At 60.3% G+C, this 14,708-nt stretch carries 28 protein-coding genes; all 28 read right to left on the minus strand.

What is annotated here, in order from left to right; all coding sequences use genetic code 11:
• Positions 1 to 4: 4 nt before the first annotated feature.
• Positions 5 to 595, minus strand: a complete 591-nt coding sequence (locus tag QM685_RS06185; protein WP_415113780.1) for a hypothetical protein — start codon at positions 593 to 595, stop codon at positions 5 to 7.
• Positions 596 to 853: 258 nt separating this feature from the next.
• Positions 854 to 1,054, minus strand: a complete 201-nt coding sequence (locus tag QM685_RS06190; protein ID WP_415113782.1) for a hypothetical protein — start codon at positions 1,052 to 1,054, stop codon at positions 854 to 856.
• Positions 1,036 to 1,284: a hypothetical protein gene (locus QM685_RS06195; RefSeq protein ID WP_415113784.1), complete on the minus strand. Its 249-nt coding sequence runs from the start codon at positions 1,282 to 1,284 to the stop codon at positions 1,036 to 1,038. The genes QM685_RS06190 and QM685_RS06195 overlap by 19 nt, the downstream gene beginning before the upstream one ends.
• A 29-nt stretch (positions 1,285 to 1,313) precedes the next feature.
• Positions 1,314 to 1,727 carry a DUF551 domain-containing protein gene (locus QM685_RS06200; RefSeq protein WP_415113786.1) on the minus strand — a complete coding sequence of 138 codons (414 nt, stop codon included), beginning with the start codon at positions 1,725 to 1,727 and terminating at the stop codon, positions 1,314 to 1,316.
• Entirely contained in the window at positions 1,724 to 2,275 is a 552-nt protein-coding gene (locus tag QM685_RS06205) for a hypothetical protein (RefSeq protein WP_415113788.1), read from the minus strand. Before QM685_RS06205 ends, QM685_RS06200 begins: the two co-directional genes overlap by 4 nt.
• The gene (locus tag QM685_RS06210; RefSeq protein WP_415113790.1) at positions 2,272 to 2,505 is read right to left on the minus strand and encodes a hypothetical protein; all 234 of its coding nucleotides are present in this window, start codon (positions 2,503 to 2,505) and stop codon (positions 2,272 to 2,274) included. Before QM685_RS06210 ends, QM685_RS06205 begins: the two co-directional genes overlap by 4 nt.
• A complete protein-coding gene (locus tag QM685_RS06215; RefSeq protein WP_415113792.1) occupies positions 2,495 to 2,875 on the minus strand; it encodes a hypothetical protein in 381 nt (126 codons plus the stop codon). Before QM685_RS06215 ends, QM685_RS06210 begins: the two co-directional genes overlap by 11 nt.
• A gap of 118 nt (positions 2,876 to 2,993) precedes the next feature.
• Positions 2,994 to 3,653: a hypothetical protein gene (locus QM685_RS06220; protein ID WP_415113794.1), complete on the minus strand. Its 660-nt coding sequence runs from the start codon at positions 3,651 to 3,653 to the stop codon at positions 2,994 to 2,996.
• 93 nt (positions 3,654 to 3,746) lie between these two features.
• Positions 3,747 to 4,328, minus strand: a complete 582-nt coding sequence (locus QM685_RS06225) for an exonuclease domain-containing protein (RefSeq protein ID WP_415113796.1) — start codon at positions 4,326 to 4,328, stop codon at positions 3,747 to 3,749.
• Positions 4,325 to 4,939: a hypothetical protein gene (locus QM685_RS06230; RefSeq protein ID WP_415113798.1), complete on the minus strand. Its 615-nt coding sequence runs from the start codon at positions 4,937 to 4,939 to the stop codon at positions 4,325 to 4,327. The genes QM685_RS06225 and QM685_RS06230 overlap by 4 nt, the downstream gene beginning before the upstream one ends.
• The gene (locus QM685_RS06235) at positions 4,936 to 5,304 is read right to left on the minus strand and encodes a hypothetical protein (RefSeq protein WP_415113800.1); all 369 of its coding nucleotides are present in this window, start codon (positions 5,302 to 5,304) and stop codon (positions 4,936 to 4,938) included. Before QM685_RS06235 ends, QM685_RS06230 begins: the two co-directional genes overlap by 4 nt.
• Before the next feature lie 95 nt (positions 5,305 to 5,399).
• The gene (locus QM685_RS06240; protein WP_415113802.1) at positions 5,400 to 6,227 is read right to left on the minus strand and encodes an SPFH domain-containing protein; all 828 of its coding nucleotides are present in this window, start codon (positions 6,225 to 6,227) and stop codon (positions 5,400 to 5,402) included.
• Positions 6,228 to 6,240: 13 nt separating this feature from the next.
• The gene (locus tag QM685_RS06245; RefSeq protein ID WP_415113804.1) at positions 6,241 to 6,438 is read right to left on the minus strand and encodes a hypothetical protein; all 198 of its coding nucleotides are present in this window, start codon (positions 6,436 to 6,438) and stop codon (positions 6,241 to 6,243) included.
• Between the two features lies 1 nt (position 6,439).
• Positions 6,440 to 7,606: an RNA ligase (ATP) gene (locus QM685_RS06250; protein WP_415113806.1), complete on the minus strand. Its 1,167-nt coding sequence runs from the start codon at positions 7,604 to 7,606 to the stop codon at positions 6,440 to 6,442.
• Entirely contained in the window at positions 7,603 to 7,944 is a 342-nt protein-coding gene (locus QM685_RS06255) for a hypothetical protein (RefSeq protein WP_415113808.1), read from the minus strand. Before QM685_RS06255 ends, QM685_RS06250 begins: the two co-directional genes overlap by 4 nt.
• Before the next feature lie 68 nt (positions 7,945 to 8,012).
• Complete coding sequence (locus tag QM685_RS06260) at positions 8,013 to 8,384, minus strand: hypothetical protein (protein ID WP_415113810.1); 372 nt, start codon at positions 8,382 to 8,384, stop codon at positions 8,013 to 8,015.
• Entirely contained in the window at positions 8,381 to 8,800 is a 420-nt protein-coding gene (locus QM685_RS06265) for a hypothetical protein (RefSeq protein ID WP_415113812.1), read from the minus strand. Before QM685_RS06265 ends, QM685_RS06260 begins: the two co-directional genes overlap by 4 nt.
• Entirely contained in the window at positions 8,800 to 9,450 is a 651-nt protein-coding gene (locus tag QM685_RS06270; protein ID WP_415113814.1) for a hypothetical protein, read from the minus strand. Before QM685_RS06270 ends, QM685_RS06265 begins: the two co-directional genes overlap by 1 nt.
• A gap of 1 nt (position 9,451) precedes the next feature.
• Positions 9,452 to 9,874, minus strand: coding sequence for a hypothetical protein (locus QM685_RS06275; RefSeq protein WP_415113816.1), 423 nt, complete (start codon positions 9,872 to 9,874; stop codon positions 9,452 to 9,454).
• A 115-nt stretch (positions 9,875 to 9,989) separates the two neighbouring features.
• On the minus strand, positions 9,990 to 10,625 hold the full coding sequence (locus QM685_RS06280) for an AAA family ATPase (RefSeq protein WP_415113818.1): 636 nt from the start codon (positions 10,623 to 10,625) through the stop codon (positions 9,990 to 9,992).
• Positions 10,625 to 11,290 carry a hypothetical protein gene (locus QM685_RS06285; RefSeq protein WP_415113820.1) on the minus strand — a complete coding sequence of 222 codons (666 nt, stop codon included), beginning with the start codon at positions 11,288 to 11,290 and terminating at the stop codon, positions 10,625 to 10,627. Before QM685_RS06285 ends, QM685_RS06280 begins: the two co-directional genes overlap by 1 nt.
• Positions 11,291 to 11,317: 27 nt before the next feature.
• Positions 11,318 to 11,626, minus strand: coding sequence for a hypothetical protein (locus tag QM685_RS06290; protein WP_415113822.1), 309 nt, complete (start codon positions 11,624 to 11,626; stop codon positions 11,318 to 11,320).
• Positions 11,623 to 11,910, minus strand: coding sequence for a hypothetical protein (locus QM685_RS06295; protein ID WP_415113824.1), 288 nt, complete (start codon positions 11,908 to 11,910; stop codon positions 11,623 to 11,625). Before QM685_RS06295 ends, QM685_RS06290 begins: the two co-directional genes overlap by 4 nt.
• 29 nt (positions 11,911 to 11,939) lie before the next feature.
• Positions 11,940 to 12,116: a hypothetical protein gene (locus QM685_RS06300; RefSeq protein ID WP_415113826.1), complete on the minus strand. Its 177-nt coding sequence runs from the start codon at positions 12,114 to 12,116 to the stop codon at positions 11,940 to 11,942.
• Positions 12,113 to 12,802 (minus strand): FAD-dependent thymidylate synthase, encoded by a 690-nt coding sequence (gene thyX, locus QM685_RS06305; protein WP_415113828.1) that lies wholly within the window; start codon positions 12,800 to 12,802, stop codon positions 12,113 to 12,115. Before thyX ends, QM685_RS06300 begins: the two co-directional genes overlap by 4 nt.
• Positions 12,802 to 13,338, minus strand: coding sequence for a hypothetical protein (locus QM685_RS06310; RefSeq protein WP_415113830.1), 537 nt, complete (start codon positions 13,336 to 13,338; stop codon positions 12,802 to 12,804). The genes thyX and QM685_RS06310 overlap by 1 nt, the downstream gene beginning before the upstream one ends.
• A gap of 109 nt (positions 13,339 to 13,447) precedes the next feature.
• Positions 13,448 to 14,440, minus strand: a complete 993-nt coding sequence (locus tag QM685_RS06315) for a ribonucleotide-diphosphate reductase subunit beta (RefSeq protein WP_415113832.1) — start codon at positions 14,438 to 14,440, stop codon at positions 13,448 to 13,450.
• Positions 14,437 to 14,703 (minus strand): hypothetical protein, encoded by a 267-nt coding sequence (locus QM685_RS06320; RefSeq protein WP_415113834.1) that lies wholly within the window; start codon positions 14,701 to 14,703, stop codon positions 14,437 to 14,439. The genes QM685_RS06315 and QM685_RS06320 overlap by 4 nt, the downstream gene beginning before the upstream one ends.
• Positions 14,704 to 14,708: the final 5 nt, after the last annotated feature.

Here is a 14,708-nt window from a genome sequence, read left to right on the forward strand (position 1 = left end):
TGCCTCAGTTAAGCGCGGCGAACCGGCGCCTCGCGGTCAGCGAACTACTGGTTCCCCAGTCGGCAAGCGGATCTGAGAGCACCAGTTCGCCGTCAGCGGGCCGCACCATCAGATTGGCGCTATGAATGTCCACGCCCCAGCCGTCCTCGACGTTGGTCGCGAACACGCGCAGGTCTTCGAAGGCTTCGCACAGGGATGTGGGTAGGCTGTCGTCGTTCGCCAGCGTCTCCAGACAGCGCAAGCCATTGACTGACGGGCAACGTCGCACCACCCTTCTCGCCAGTGCCCGAACTTCGCCAGTCTTTGGCAACCTCTCCAGCTTCTCGCACTCGAACAGGTAGAGCGGATGACCGTCCACCTCGCCCACCTCGTCAAAGCTGTGCAAAACTTCCGTGAAGTGCCGGCCTGAGCACCCGATCTGCCGGTCACAGCCAAGCAGATAGGCGAAACGGTCCAGCGTGAGCTTGTAGACGGTGTTGCCGTTGTCGAAGACCGCGGAGAACGCGCCGCGCGCCATGACAGGTTTGCCGATGATTGCCTCGTGTTTGCGGGCAGCCTTGACGCCCGCATCGCTCAAACGTAGAGCCTTGAACATTGCACCTCCAGTAACGTGTCTTGCTATACAGTCAATTTTGACTGTTATTACATGGATAGTATAGTCAGTTTTGACTATCTTGCCGTGCTCTTTTGCGCGTGCCGTTGCGTCGCTGCTACGCTCGCATTAACTGTGATCTGTGGCACGCTTCTGACGCGGTTTAAACCGCTTTGCGCATAACGAAGTGCAGATAAAAAGCGGGGCAACCGAAGTCGCCCCGAAACACACGCCGTCAGGGGCTGACAGCGTCCAACACCCTTACTTCGGCAGACAGACCGCCTTCACACGGGGAATGTGAAGAAAGTCCTCCGCCTTCGCCTGCTCCATGATCGCGTCGCGCACCTCCTTTCCCGCGGCCATGCATGTCTGAAGGCTGGTGAATTCCTGCATCGAGGTCTTCATGCGAATATCACCACCAAGCCACGTCAGGACCGTGAGAATCAGGACGTAGGCTTGCATTGCGCCTCCAGTGCGGCCACGCGCGCCTTCAACCGTTTGTTCTCCTTTGCCAGTCGGGTCACGTAGTTGCCGTAGCCATCCGTGACGTGACCACACTTTTCGTTGGTGCAGATAAAGTCGGCCGTTTCCCAGAGCACACCCCACAGCTCCACGTCCTTGCGACGATAGGCCGCTTTGGTCATGTTGCGGTAAAGCTCGCCCGGCGCCTTGATGCAAGTCTGCACCATCATGCTGGTCGGCGATCCACACTTCCAGCACTTCATACCGCCCCCTTCGCACTGGCCGGCGGTGCTGGCATGTCCTGCCAGTGCGTGACGAATTGCTCGCGGCTGCCATAAACCCGGAAGTAGCGTTTGTCATGGTCGTAGAACCCCGGACGAATTCCCCAACCACCACCTTTTCGAGCTTCGGTGTCCAACAGGCCGCAGTGCCCGTTGAGGAACACCAGAACCTGGCGCTCGTCGTTTGGCAGCTCGATGTCGACGTCGGTCCAATCTTCCTTCGGGGCCGCCGGCGTGCCGACCAGAGAGCGAGCCTGATCCTTCGCCAGCTCGAACACGCGCTCCAGCAGCTTCGCGTCGAACATGGTCCGCTCCCGCACGTGCATGATGAGGAAGGTCGGATCGCACCGCTGGATGAACTCCAGTTGCTCGCGTTGTTCGGGCGTCATCATGGCTTCACCCCGAACTCGCGCATCAGACCGTGACGCAGGTCGTCCCGCGACTGCTTCGTCGGCAGGTCTGAGAACGGCCCAAGATACGTGTCGACCAACGCCAGCACACGCTTCGAGCGGGCGATGACGTCGTTATCGTCGCTGTCGTCAGGGTGAGCCGCGCACGGTCCCGCGTGATCCTTCTCGCGCGAGCAATGCCAACCTTCCGGCGCTCGGTCGCAGCGCTCGTCAGAGTGTTGCTCAGGCTCGACCAAGCCAAGTGAGCGGGAGTAGGCGAGATACTTCTCGACCTTGCTGAGCTTCATGGAGATCGCCACGTGGTCGGGCAAGCCGATGTCGAAGAAGAACTCGCCTTTCGACACCTCGCTGAGCCGGTGCACCATCGCCAGCAGATCGTTGATCTCGCCATACATGCGCTGCGCGTTCGACTGATCGCGGCCGGGTTGGACTTCTGACAGACCGAACTGCTGCGCTTTGAGGGCGATCTGAGCGATCTCGTCGGCTTCTTCGGAGATCTTGGTCAGGTAAAACTGCGTGAGAGTCATCATGGTTGATCTCCTGAAGCGGCGGATTTGTAAATCTCGATGGCGGTTTTTGCAATTTTGCGATACGTGTTCTCGCTCACGAGCCCCTCCAGAAATCCGAATTTGTCGTAAATCCGTTGATCCGTCAGCGCCACAGTCGCGGCAGATTGGGGAGCGGCGGCGATACCCATGCATTTGCTGGCGTAGAAGTGCATAGACAGCCGATCAAACAGCGGCCCGACCTTATCGTGCATCACGACAGCGGGGGGGCATCGGCGGGAAAACGAATTCCGTTGGCACAGTCGCGGCTTCGCGAGGGAGTGGAGCGGCGTAGACGATGCGCGTTCGAAAATCCTCGCGCTGCGAGACTTCATCGAAGCACTTCTTATTCACGTCCATCCAGAGGTCTTTCGGCCCATTCTCCAGATGATCTTCGTCATTCGCCATTGCCTGATAGATCGCTTCCTGCGAGGAATTCAAGCGCACCGCGGCCGCTTCCAGCATCGTGCGGGCGTGGCCGCCGACACCATGCGGAACGAGCGCGCCCTTCGCGTCCAGATCGAGCAGCGCCGCTATGGCGCTGACCAGCTTGGCGTTGTCGCCGTTGAATTGATCTTTCATCATCGCACCTTGCGAAACGCGTAGATGGTTGTAGCCATTGCTGCGGCCGCGCCAATCATCACGCCGGTGAAAAAGACTTCAGCCACATGGCCGAGCGTGCAAAACATGGTCATTGATTTCGTCAGCAGAAGCAGGAGAAGAAGTTGTCGCGGTTGTCCGCTTTGACTTTCCTGCCGGTGTAGGTCTCGTAGTCGTTCCAGAAGGTTGACGGGATACTCTGGCCTTCAAAGCGATCACCTTCGACCCAGTAATCACCGGCCTCCGCATGGTCCGTCGCGCGTTCGATGAGTTCTTCGAGGCTTGCGCCGATCTCATCAGCAAACTGCTTCAGACGCGTCTCCGCCTCCGCCCTCTCCATGTCGAAAGAAGGCTTCTCGAGCGCAGCCGGCGCCACCACCGAACCCCAGTCGTCTGCAATCGCAGTGACGAGCTTCACTGGCGCAGGTAGATCGGGCACCGCGTCGAACGACGGGTGCGTCCAGACGTGCCGCAGCGATGTGATCTGGCGCGGGTATACGACGAGCCAGAAGCGCTCACCCCGTCGCACCTTTCCGCGCAAGAACGGATCGACAATCCCTACGGTTTCGGGCTCTCCGGTGCTGGAACGGAAGAATGCTTCGCCTTTATCCAGAAACACGTCGTCGCCCGGTTCCAAGTCGACTCCTGCAACCACCGGTTCCACCGCCAGGTGGATCGCGTCGCGCGCTTCGCTCGGGCCGATGATCGTGCCCAGTGTTGCAAGTGCGTCCGTGTGGACGCTGCGCTTGTCTGCTGCGCTCATTGAATTCTCCTTACGGTGCTAAGGCGCACCAGACAAAACGGCAAATCACGTAGATAACGGCTGCCCAGCAGCCGACGATGGTTAATGCTGTGTTCATGCCGCCACCCGAACCGCTTCAACACGATCACGAAACGCCTGCGGCAGCACCCAGACGCCGCGCTTCATCGCCTCGAAGAAGCACGCCATCATTCGCTCCACGTCGTATTCAGCGGCGTGGGCTGCCGACGCGTCGAACGGAATGCCGAGCGCGAAGGCCAGCTCCTCCAGGCGCGGGAATTTGCCATCCGGGCAGGCCCATCTGCTTTCGCTCATCGTGTCCCAGCCATCGACGTCGGGAATCGAGACTCCGCACGCTGTGAATTCGGCGATTAGGAACTCCAGATCGAAGGCGATGTTGTGGGCGATGACCAGATCCACCTCACTGAAGCGCCTGGCGATCTCGGGCGCGACATCGCGGAATTTGGGCATACCGACGAGATCCGAATACGCGATGCCGTGAACCTCCTGGGCGCCGGCGGAGATGGGACGCTCCGGATCGATGCGTTGGACGAACTTGTCGACCAGCTTGCCGGTGGCGAAGTCGTAGGTCAGCCCTGCGAATTCGATGATCTTGTCACCCTTCTCGGCAGACAGGCCGGTTGTCTCGGTATCGAAACCCATGACGAGAATGGTCATTTGAGCTCCTGGTTGTGAATTGCGTATTTGGCGCGACAGATGAACTCGGCCGCCTCTGCTTCCGTCGGCCGGCGCGAGATCGGGTATTCGAGTCTGCCTTCATCCTTCGTCCGGATGAACAGGTCCGACGTTTCGCGCGTATCTGAGAACTGGACGAGACCGAGTAGCACGGCTCGCTTGGGAACGAGCAACGTGTGGACTTCGTTGGCGCCCACCCAGTAGTGGTTATGGTTGGGATAGCTAGACGCGTGATAGTCGACATTGGGGCAGAGGTCGCGCGTGCCCTGGCGATCAAGCGCACGGGTTTCGGGGCGATATTCGAACCTCTCCCACCCGCTTCCCGCCGGGGCGTTGAAACGCACGTGATCGATTCCCCCTGCAAGCACCACCGTCTCGAACGCGTAGCGGTGCGAGTGCGGGGTGACAAGGAAGTCACCGGGCTTCTTCGTCATGCGCGCGGGGTCGATGAAATACAGCTTCGCCGTCAGCTTCGGGCTGCGGTGCAGGCATAGATAGTCCATGCCATCGACGTGATGATTGATGGTCGAATGCTCGACGAGCGCGGCCGGATCGGCTTCGTCGACGAGCTGCCGGAAGAAGTGCCGGTTCATGCCGCCACCAGCCGCGCGGCGATCTCGTTCTGGAGCTTCACGACGTAGTCCTTCACCTGACCACCGTCATGCTCCTGCTTCGCACCGAGATTGAGCAGATAGTGACCTTCGGGCAGCTCGCCGCGGTTCACCATCTCCTGCATCGCGTAGCCCGCAAAGCTGAACGGCACATGCTCGCTGTATTCGACCGCCTCATATGCGGTCCCTTCGAGCTTGCGTAGTTCGCCCATGTCGACCAGGTTGCGGTGTGGCAGCATGACGATCGTCACCGGCTGTCTCCATACCGCAGCAAGCAGCGCCTGCAAGTCCTCGACATTGACCTGCAAAGCCTTCACCACTTTCGTTTCGATCAGCAACGTTGCCATCGATATCTCCTCAACGAGTTGAACACTTAATCTAGCAACACAGTCAGTTTTGACTATGTTGCTATGTTAAAAGCTCAACAGCGGGAACGTGTTGGTTACTTCACGTTGAGCAGCGTATTGCCGCTCTGGCCGATCACCATCGTGCAGTGATCGTTCGATGCGCACGACTGCAATGCCTGGTTGTATTCGTGCTGCAGGAACGCCGGCGTCAGGGTCTTTTGCAACTGGTCATTGGCGTTCGCCTGACCCTCCGCACGAATCTTGGCGATCTCGGCATCCTTGCGCGCGACCTGAGCCTGATTCTCCTTCTGCGCAAGCTGCTGCTGGGCTAGGACGGTCTGCTGGATCGCGTTGTCGATCGCGGGATCAGTCTGGATCTTGCGCACAACCACCCGTGTGATGACGAAGGTGCCCTTGACCGATGGATCGGCGTCGAGCGCGGCCTGTGTTGCCTGCACAATGTCCGCCTCCAGCTCGGCGCGTTTCTGGTTCAGGTCGAGGCTGTCGAACTTGGGCACCTGATCGTAGATCGCCGCTTTGGCGAGATTCGCCACGAGGTGGTAGCCAGGACGCCAGAAGCTCTCGCCTTCGAACGCGCCCGACTGGCCCGCGTGGGTCATTGCGAACTTGGCGACCATACCGGGCACCGCGCGGTAGTAGACCGAAACTTCCAGATCCTTGACCGTCAGCTTGTCCTTTGCGCGAGGCGTGAGGTCGTTCAGATCGATCGACGTCTCCTTGACCGTGTAATGGTCGACGTGGCTGAAGATCGCGAGGTAGACGCCCTGCCCTTCTTCCTGCGGACTGACGTCGCCCATCGTGGTGCGCACACCGACTTCACCCGTGTTGATGACACCGCCGCAGCCCGAGAGGCCTGCGCACAGCGTCAGTGCGGCGATGAGGCCCAAAAGCATTCGTTTCATGTGGTGTTGCTCCTTAATGTCGTTCGACCGTGATGACCAACGCCAGAATCGTCACGGTCAGGACGATCGAGGCAAGAGCGAGGATTGCTCTGAGAAGGATGACGCGAACCCGCTGCCGGCTCTGGAAGAACGGTGTCGCGGTGGCGAGCCACCCGAAGCCGTAGATGCCGAGCGACATCAGGATCGCGACGAAGGCGGCTCGCGCGAGCATGTCAGGCGAACTCAGTGGCGTTCTTGCGTAGCAGATAGGCTTCGCTCACGCTCTTGGCGATCTTCCGGCCGTAGCGTGGGTGTCGCACTTCGTGCTGACTCTTGACGACCACGCCCTCGCGAATGTGGTCACCGCCGACAGTCGTCTTGCCGTCCGTCAGCTCCGCCACCTTCGCGCGGCTGAATGGCCCGACGTAGAGCAGCGGGACGGTCTTGATGCCCATGCCGTCGCAGTAGTTCTCGAAGCTCTCGCCGTCGACGAAGTTGGCGCGGTCCCGCACACCTGCACAGATATCGAAGGCGCGGAACTCGAGCTGGCTGCCGTAGCTGAGATCCTGAATGCCGGCGCCGAACACTTCCCCAAACACCAGCACCGGCTCTTTCACCGCGTCAGCAAGCGGCCCAAGCACGTCAAGAACTCGCTGGAGCAGGCCGTGTTTTGCCACCGCTTGCGCGTAGAGGTTCGTTTCGTCGTTGTGATCGAGGATGATCCCGCGCCCACCCAAACCTTTACTGGTGATACACACCCGACCGCCGAAGAACTTCTCGTTCTCCTGGCTGGCGGGGACAACGATGATCTGCAGGAGCGTGCCGTGAATCTTCTCGGTGATGATCACCGGCTCGTCATCTTCGAACAGAGTCGGATGCGCCTTGATGTTGTCGAAGTCGTATTTGTGGGTGATGTCGAGATTGGCGCCAATCGCCTTGCCCGCCATGTGGGCCGGCACGGTCGGCTCGTATTTCGTCACACCCAGGAATTCAGCCGCGTCGTCACCCTCCTTGAAGGACGTCGACTCGAACACCGGACAAAGCTCATTGCCGCGCGATGCCGTCAGCAAGACCAGAGACGGGTGCTCGTCGTCGCCGACGTTGCCGGGCAGCACGATGCCCTGTGAGAGAACGCCGCGCAGCTTGATCGCCTTGACACGGTTGCCCGCGGCGCCATGCAGCTTGCCCTTGCCGTTGATCTCGTCCCACATGCCGAGCTCCTTCAGCATCCACTCGGGTAGCAACGCGGCTTCCGGCAGGTAGGCGGCCAGATCGCCGTTTCTGAACTGGCCTTTCTTCACGATCGACTGGAAATCGCCGACTCGGGCGATCTCGATGGCATCGGCATTCGGGTGCGGTTCGATCGTGATCCGGACCACCGGGACGCGGAATTCGCTCATTGCAGGATCGCTCCAGCGCCGGCCTGGCCCTGTGCTGCGTTGGCTGCCCCGGCCGAAGTGGCTGCCTGCGCCGAGATCAGTTCACCCACGAAGTCCGGCTCGGGCTTGGCGCGCTGCGGCAGGATCGAGCGGATCGCGTCCGCGTTTTCGAGGATGAAGCTGACCAGCGTCAAGGACGTCACATCTCCCGAGAAAAGATCGTCCTCCAGCTTGTCGTCGATCAGATCCTTGAGCGCTTTGCGACGATCCACCTCCTTCTGGTGCGCCTGTGCTGCCTTCTTGTCGGCGAAGGTTTGGCCGTCGGTCGTCTGGTAGGACGCGACGCGTTTGACTTTCATGTGCTCTCCTTGTGCGAATTGATAAATATTCAAAACTGACTGTTATTAAAGCAAAACAGATCAGGGCTTTAGCTCAGGATCGAGTGGGAACTTTTCATTCCACCAAACTCGATTTGGTTGATATCGGAAAGCGCCACATAGAAGCGACAGCTTCGCTTTATCACGTGCCCATTTACCTTCACGGGCACTTCGCGACCGCACAGGACGACGGCGAGTTCGTGAGTCGCGGGGTCCGCGCCGCGCTTGAGGCTGTAGCTGTCAACCTTAATCACGGCGCCTGCCGGAATGGTGACGTCCAGCATCAGCTCGTCCGACATCGACAGTCGCCGCTCGAGCGGCGTCGTAAGATCTCTGTTGCGCCAGTCACGCTCGACACTGCACTTCCAGTCGGCTGCGAGCGTCAGGCGCGTGCCCGGCGCGGGAATGAAAAGTCGTGTCATGCTGCGGGTTCCTCCTGAGTCGCGGCAGCCACGTGTTCCTCGTAGACCACCCGGTCAAATGCCTTTTTCATCGCCTTCAGTCGCGCGAGCGTGAGTTTTTCTCTGTCGCGCTCGATACCAACCAGCCACGAGCGCAGCCGGTGAAAATCCATTGCATCCCGAATCTCCGGCGTCACCTTCACCAGTCGTGGACCGAAGTCTCTTCCGACCTGTCGCCCATCCGAGCGCCGGAACCGCATTTCACGCTCATAGCTCGTCCGGCCGATGATCTGCGTGCGAGTCAGACGCTCCACCGTGAACAGCGTGTAGCCTGCACTCGGACTGCCGAAGACCGCGCCCTGCCCCGGTTGCAGCGACCTTAGCCAGTTGTCGTATTTCTGCTTCTCGCCCTGTCGGCGCTCCAGATAGCCTTCCATCACCATTCTCCCCAACCTGCTGCCAACTCCTCGTCGCGCGTCAGGTCGAGGACCGCGGACTCGAGCTCCATCTGTTCCTGCTGAATGCGCGCCTGTGCGGCTTCCAGCGTCTCGTTCAACACCATGTTCTCGGGATGGAAGCCACTGACGAAATACGGGTAGTATTCGTCCGTGTTTGCCGTGCCAAACTCGATCACCACCTTGTCCGTCACCGCGTCCACCAGCTCGATCACGCTGTGCTTCTGGTATTGGTCCTCCGACCGGCGCTGGCCCACCACCTTGACACCCTTGAAGCGGTTGCTGATCGACGCGCCCTTCGTGACGACCAGCTCTCTCATTGAGGAGCGGTAGCCGTCTTCGGGGTTTTCCATCGCCGTATAGCACTTGCCGTCGAGGATGAACGAGAAGCACGTTGCGACGTCATCGTCGCGGCAGCTCTCGGTGTTGGCTACCTGTTCCGAGCCGACGCCAGTCAGCTTGAACGTCTTGCCGACGAACCAGTCCAGTTCAACCGCGTCGAACACCTCGCCCGAGAACTTCCTCCGCGGCTTTTCGCTATCGTCATCGCCAACGTCCTCGATCTCGTCCGGCAGCTCGATCTCGATGTTTTTCAGGGCATCCTTCAACAGTTCAAAGTTGGGTTTTCTCATTTCAGATCTCCTTGTAACCTTTGGCCGCGAGCAGCGCACCGACCGCCCCGAACCAGTTCTTCGCCTCACGTGCGGTGTCGAACTCCTTCACCGCGCACTTGCCGCCAAAGCGGCCCATTGAAACCGTGTCTGCGCCCACCACCCACGTGACCGTCATCAGCGCTGCCCCATCCGTGAAGGACCGCTTGAGCGTCGCAGGCTCGCTCGGGCAGAGCTTTTGCGCTTCGGTGACGAGATCGATGAAATCCTTCTTGAGCAACCCCGACACCGTCATGAACAGGACGTCGACGCCGGTGCTGAACTGCTCCGCGGTGATACGGCCCTGATCGACCGACCACGTCAGATACTCCAGCGTCTCGAACGCCTTGCGGTCGAGCTCTTCCTGAAGGGTCGGAACGTCAGTTTTGACTATCGAAGCACGCATGCTGAAACCTCGAAAACACTCGCGCAACGTTGCGCACAGACAGAATCTTATAGATTGTCGTCAGGAAAAACAATCAATTTTGACTGTTATTCCTGACGTTTTACAACGACTACCCTTAATGCAGGCTCATCCCGCTATCGACGTGAGCCTCGCGCACCGCCAACGCTCGAGCCACACCGCGGCGGACCGCATACTCCACTGCCTCGACCCTATCCTTCAGATCCCGCATGTGCCGCGGAATGTAAAAGTGCGCCGTGTCGACCCGTTCATCCACCGTCAGACCGAGGATGATGGAGTTCAAATGCTCGATGTAAGCAGCATTTGTGGCAGCTTTCCCCTCTTCCTCGCGCAGCGCGATCCCTGGCTGCACCAGCATCAGAATCCCGAAACGTCTGTTGGTCACGTCGATGCACTTCTGGACGTAACGCGCAAAGCGCTCCTGATCTTCTGGCGCAACCCGGTCATTGATCGCCTCGGCCATCGTGTAGGCAATCATGTCAAGCGGACTGCGGTCGGTAATGAAGTCCTCTCCGGCGTGCTGCGCGTAGATGCGGTCGATCCGTTCCAGGATCAGCTCCTGGTGCGCAAGTCGCTCCGAAAAGCTGTGCTCCTTCGAAAGATCGAAGCCAAGCTCCCGGTTGATTGCGCTCACGGACGTTTCAAGGAACAGGCAGCCCGACTTCAGCGCATACGCCTTCGCCAAGGTCGTCTTGCCCGTTCTGTGCGCGCCACAGAGGGATACGGCGGTCATTACGCCGCTTCCAGCAGCGCGCCTTCTTCCAGCAACGCACGCTCGGCGACGACGTCACGGTTGACTGCGGCGTTCGGGTCGAATGCACCCTTCTGGTAGCGGCCGGTCTTCTTGTCGTTCAGCTTCTTGATGTTGGTGAAGTTGCACTGCTCGCGGGTGTAGCCGATCGCATCCAGCGCAATCTCGCCATACCAGGACGAGTCGCCCTGTTCTTCCAGCAGGTTGACCTTGTCCACCGGCTGACCCAGCAGCGACGGCAGAACGCCCTCGATGAACTCGCCCGATTCGGTGAACTGGCCGAGCGCCGCGTGCAGCAGACGCAGATCGACATTTGCGCCGCTCAGTTGCTCGGCGACTTCCGGCGTCAGGTTCTGCGTGAAGAAATCCACATCGCGCGGATCGCGGTAGCGACCCGTGGCGATCGGGAAGCTCAGCGCCTGCGCCGTGCCCTGCACAGCTTGCAGTGCCTGAAGCGCCTTCTGCTGGTCGATGCCGCGGCCGTAGTAGATCGCACGCTTGACCTGATCGAGCGCCGTTGCCGCGTTCACGGCGAGATTCAGCGCCATCAGCAGCGTGGCCGGCCCGAAGTTGAGTTCAGTCGGCTTGCTTTCGGTCTTGAGGACTTCGTTGCGGTAGTCGACAGCGTTCAGGGTGTTTTTCGTCATGTGGTGTTGCTCCTTGCAGTAAATGGGTTAAAACAGTGCGGCGATGGCAAAAGAACTGATTGCGGGCATGACAACGTCGAGCACCTGATAGGCGCTCCACTGCCAGGGAAACCACCCGCGAGTCCACTCGTCCACGTGCGTGTCATCGGAGCCCTCGCCGGCAATTTCAACTTCCAGCTTCTTGCGGCTCCAATACCAGACGATCACGGCAAGCGCGCCGAACCAGAGGTTGCGCGTGAGGACCGTTACCGGCGCCTGGATAAGCAACCCCTCGACGCAGTGCGAGAGTGACTGCCGCCACCGAGCGCCCTTAATCCAGTTGAGGATCGCGTTCATGCCGCCAGCTTGACGACCGGCAGCACGTTGTCCGCGACGTCAGCAGTCACGACTGCGGACAGCTTGGCCGCGATCTGCTCTGCGCGCTGTGCTTCTGCTTCCGACGCGGCTGCGAGCTCCGAGTGGACCTCGATGGCAGCCTTGTGCTCGTCAGCCTTCGCGTTGTGGTGTTCGGCCACGTCGCGCAGCTTGGCGATCGTGTCGTGAAATGCCGACATCACGCCGTCGACGGTCTTGGACGCGAGGGTCGGTTCGTTGCCGAAGATGCTCGAAAACAGGCTCATGCTTTTCTCCTTCGTGTGTTGTGAGTTGTTCAGCCAAACGTCGCGCGGGTGACGACGCCTTTTTCGATGGTCAGGTTGCAGCGGCGGTGCTGCACGTCTGCGGTGCCGAGAAACGCTTTGCCGTCCTCGTGCATGACGCGCCACGTGCAGCCCGCCTTCTTCAGCGCCTCGATCGCTGCTTCCTTCGTGAGTCCGACGAGCTTCATGCGCCCTCCAGTCCGTGGTGCTTCCGGTATGCCTTCACCGCTTCGGGCACGACCGGTTCGATCAGCTGAAGCATCGCTTTGGCGTAGACGCGGATTTCCTTCTGGGCATGCGAGTGCAGACGCAGACCGAGAAAGTGCATCAGGTTGTGCAGGTTAACCGTCGCGAACATATGGCTGTAGGTGCCCAGCGGTAGGACCGTGCGTGCCAGTTCGCGCGGGCAACCTATCTCGATCAGGTCGTGATAGACCGCGAACGAACGCTCGCAGGACGTGCGGATAGACATCGCAATGACTTCCGCCATCGGGTGCTGCTCGTCCGTGCGCATCTGCTTGTTGTCCGTCGACTGCATCGTGATGTCGGCCGGGATCGGGACGTAAAACTCTTCCGGCAACTCGGCGTAGCGACCCGAAATTTCGTTGTAGGCCCACGTGCGGTGACGGTGCCACTGACGGAAGTTGAAGATCGGCGCCTTCACGTCGAACGTGAAGGTAACGGCTTCGAACGGGCTCGTGTGGCGGTTCTTGACCAGGTAGTCGATCAGCTTCGCGTCCTTACCAGCGTCCTCGCCAGTGCGCCATACCGCGTCGTAGGAGACGCGTGCGTTGCGCACGATAGACAGGTCGGAGCCCATCGACTCGACCAGACGCACGTGGCCGTGGTCCAGCAGTTGAATCACATTGCTCATTACCGGCGCCCTCCGAAGCTCGAGCGGCTGCTGTAACTCGAGTAGGAGCTGCGGCTGCTGTAGCTGCCCGAATACGAGGTCGATGGACGCGAAGTGAACCCCGAATATGCTGCGCGGCTCGTCGTGCTGCTGTAGGACGGCGTGCTGTAGCTCGGCCGCGGTGCGATTGCGGGAGACGACTTGTTGACGGTCTGGTTGATCGTGACGTTTTTGGTCACGTTCTGAACCACGTTGCGTCGGGGTGCCGGCGCATTCACGTAGTGATGCTCGACCACGCGACTGCCACCGCCACCGCTCATCAGATGTCCCATCAACATCCCTTCGAGGAAGCCGTCGTGAGCGGGCGCGGCTGCAACCACGACCGGTGGGGCAACGACTGCGGCGGGCGCTGCGTAAGTCGGCGCGGCAGCTACGACGGGAGCCTGTTGCGGCTGCACGTAGGCGACGTCGTTGCGGTGGTCACTGCACGAGGCGATCAGACAGAGCGCAGCGATGCAGCCACCCGTGAGCAGAAGGAGCTTGGTTTGTTTTTTCATGTTTCCCCATACGAGAGGTTCGAAAGTCGCCCCGGTGATGACCGGGGCGCTGTTACTGCTGACATGCAAATTATAGTCAGTTTTGACTATCGTTCGATGGCAAGAAAACTCAGTCCCAGTCGTCGAGGGTGCCGACGGCGTAGTCGCTCACCTTCGCCTCGAAAAAGTTGGCTTCTTCGCCTTCCGAGAATTGCTTGAACCACGGCACCGGGTTCTTCACGCCGGGGTAAAGCGCGGGCAGGCCAATATCGGCCGCGTGCCCGTTGGCGAGCGATTCGAGAAAGCCGCGAATAATTGGCGCGGTGAGCCCGAGCATGCCCTTGCTGACGATGTAGGCACCCCATTTCGACTCAAGATCGACGGCGTCGCGGATCAGGAACTCCGCGTCCCGGTAGAACTGCGCGTCGTAAAGTTCGGGCCGCTCCTGCCGGTTCGTGTTGTGCATGTGCTTGAACAGACCCACGTGCGTCCGCTCGTCACGGTGAATCAGCTTTGCGCTGTCAGCGCTGCCGGTCATCTTCCCGTTACGCGCGAGCGCGTAGAACGTGAGGAATGCGCTGTTGAAGTAGAGCCCTTCGAGCGCGATATTGGCGACGACCGAGCGTGCGAACTGCGCGGGCGTGCGCTCGCCGGCGAGGATGCGAGACTGCGCGAGGATGTGTTCGTTCTTCGCCGCCAGCATGCCGTCCTTCTCAAAGCGCATGTAGACCGCCATCGGGTCCGCGGACACGGTCTCCACCATTTCGCTGTAGGCGTCGACGTGCAGCGCCTCCTCGTAGCGCTGGCGCATGATGCACATCTCCACTTCCGGCGACGTGATGCACGCCTCGATGTTCGCGAGGCTGTGAAGCTGGATGCCGTCGAGGTTCGAGGCGAACGACAGCGCACTGTCGTAGGCGAAGCGCTCGCCCTCGGTGAGGCGCGTGCGGTAGCAGGGGCCGTCTTCCGTCAGGTCGGTCTCGTGGAGATCCCAGTTGTTTGCCTTCATCGTCTTCCACATTTCGCGCGCCCATTTATGTTTGGCGGGCGAGATCGCCATGAGGTCGGACCTGGGACCGAAGGCGAGCCGGCGGTCGTTGATAATCTGGGCATGGTTGCTCATGCTGCGTCTCCTGGTGCAAGTTGGGGTCCGGGCACAGTCATCGCACGGCGCGCAATGACGCCGTGATCGAAGCCGCTGTGGGCATAGAATTTCAGCGCGTCGACCATCGCCTCGAACACCGGCATTGGCACCATCACGCGCGCGTCACGCGGCAATTGCCGGCCCGGCGGCACCGGTAGCTCGACATTCGGCTCGCTCGCCGCGGGCGGACGGTCTTCCGCCTTCCTGAATCGATCGGGGAAACTGAGAACTGTGGCTGTCAAGATGA

Source organism: Paraburkholderia sp. (assembly GCF_047605525.1).
Lineage (GTDB): Bacteria > Pseudomonadota > Gammaproteobacteria > Burkholderiales > Burkholderiaceae > Paraburkholderia.

Excerpts from the sequence above, each read along its gene's own strand:
- QM685_RS06240 (WP_415113802.1), bottom strand. The coding sequence starts at position 6,227 with ATGAAACGAATGCTTTTGGGCCTCATCGCCGCACTGACGCTGTGCGCA.
- QM685_RS06310 (WP_415113830.1), bottom strand. The coding sequence starts at position 13,338 with ATGAAAAAACAAACCAAGCTCCTTCTGCTCACGGGTGGCTGCATCGCT.
- QM685_RS06315 (WP_415113832.1), bottom strand. The coding sequence starts at position 14,440 with ATGAGCAACCATGCCCAGATTATCAACGACCGCCGGCTCGCCTTCGGT.
- QM685_RS06285 (WP_415113820.1), bottom strand. The coding sequence starts at position 11,290 with ATGACGAAAAACACCCTGAACGCTGTCGACTACCGCAACGAAGTCCTC.
- QM685_RS06280 (WP_415113818.1), bottom strand. The coding sequence starts at position 10,625 with ATGACCGCCGTATCCCTCTGTGGCGCGCACAGAACGGGCAAGACGACC.
- QM685_RS06190 (WP_415113782.1), bottom strand. The coding sequence starts at position 1,054 with ATGCAAGCCTACGTCCTGATTCTCACGGTCCTGACGTGGCTTGGTGGT.
- QM685_RS06265 (WP_415113812.1), bottom strand. The coding sequence starts at position 8,800 with ATGGAAGGCTATCTGGAGCGCCGACAGGGCGAGAAGCAGAAATACGAC.
- QM685_RS06220 (WP_415113794.1), bottom strand. The coding sequence starts at position 3,653 with ATGAGCGCAGCAGACAAGCGCAGCGTCCACACGGACGCACTTGCAACA.
- QM685_RS06260 (WP_415113810.1), bottom strand. The coding sequence starts at position 8,384 with ATGACACGACTTTTCATTCCCGCGCCGGGCACGCGCCTGACGCTCGCA.
- QM685_RS06295 (WP_415113824.1), bottom strand. The coding sequence starts at position 11,910 with ATGAGCCTGTTTTCGAGCATCTTCGGCAACGAACCGACCCTCGCGTCC.
- QM685_RS06255 (WP_415113808.1), bottom strand. The coding sequence starts at position 7,944 with ATGAAAGTCAAACGCGTCGCGTCCTACCAGACGACCGACGGCCAAACC.
- QM685_RS06225 (WP_415113796.1), bottom strand. The coding sequence starts at position 4,328 with ATGACCATTCTCGTCATGGGTTTCGATACCGAGACAACCGGCCTGTCT.
- QM685_RS06300 (WP_415113826.1), bottom strand. The coding sequence starts at position 12,116 with ATGAAGCTCGTCGGACTCACGAAGGAAGCAGCGATCGAGGCGCTGAAG.
- QM685_RS06270 (WP_415113814.1), bottom strand. The coding sequence starts at position 9,450 with ATGAGAAAACCCAACTTTGAACTGTTGAAGGATGCCCTGAAAAACATC.
- QM685_RS06195 (WP_415113784.1), bottom strand. The coding sequence starts at position 1,284 with ATGATGGTGCAGACTTGCATCAAGGCGCCGGGCGAGCTTTACCGCAAC.
- QM685_RS06210 (WP_415113790.1), bottom strand. The coding sequence starts at position 2,505 with ATGCACGATAAGGTCGGGCCGCTGTTTGATCGGCTGTCTATGCACTTC.
- QM685_RS06235 (WP_415113800.1), bottom strand. The coding sequence starts at position 5,304 with ATGGCAACGTTGCTGATCGAAACGAAAGTGGTGAAGGCTTTGCAGGTC.
- QM685_RS06290 (WP_415113822.1), bottom strand. The coding sequence starts at position 11,626 with ATGAACGCGATCCTCAACTGGATTAAGGGCGCTCGGTGGCGGCAGTCA.
- QM685_RS06275 (WP_415113816.1), bottom strand. The coding sequence starts at position 9,874 with ATGCGTGCTTCGATAGTCAAAACTGACGTTCCGACCCTTCAGGAAGAG.
- QM685_RS06215 (WP_415113792.1), bottom strand. The coding sequence starts at position 2,875 with ATGATGAAAGATCAATTCAACGGCGACAACGCCAAGCTGGTCAGCGCC.
- thyX (WP_415113828.1), bottom strand. The coding sequence starts at position 12,802 with ATGAGCAATGTGATTCAACTGCTGGACCACGGCCACGTGCGTCTGGTC.
- QM685_RS06230 (WP_415113798.1), bottom strand. The coding sequence starts at position 4,939 with ATGAACCGGCACTTCTTCCGGCAGCTCGTCGACGAAGCCGATCCGGCC.
- QM685_RS06185 (WP_415113780.1), bottom strand. The coding sequence starts at position 595 with ATGTTCAAGGCTCTACGTTTGAGCGATGCGGGCGTCAAGGCTGCCCGC.
- QM685_RS06200 (WP_415113786.1), bottom strand. The coding sequence starts at position 1,727 with ATGATGACGCCCGAACAACGCGAGCAACTGGAGTTCATCCAGCGGTGC.
- QM685_RS06245 (WP_415113804.1), bottom strand. The coding sequence starts at position 6,438 with ATGCTCGCGCGAGCCGCCTTCGTCGCGATCCTGATGTCGCTCGGCATC.
- QM685_RS06205 (WP_415113788.1), bottom strand. The coding sequence starts at position 2,275 with ATGATGACTCTCACGCAGTTTTACCTGACCAAGATCTCCGAAGAAGCC.
- QM685_RS06250 (WP_415113806.1), bottom strand. The coding sequence starts at position 7,606 with ATGAGCGAATTCCGCGTCCCGGTGGTCCGGATCACGATCGAACCGCAC.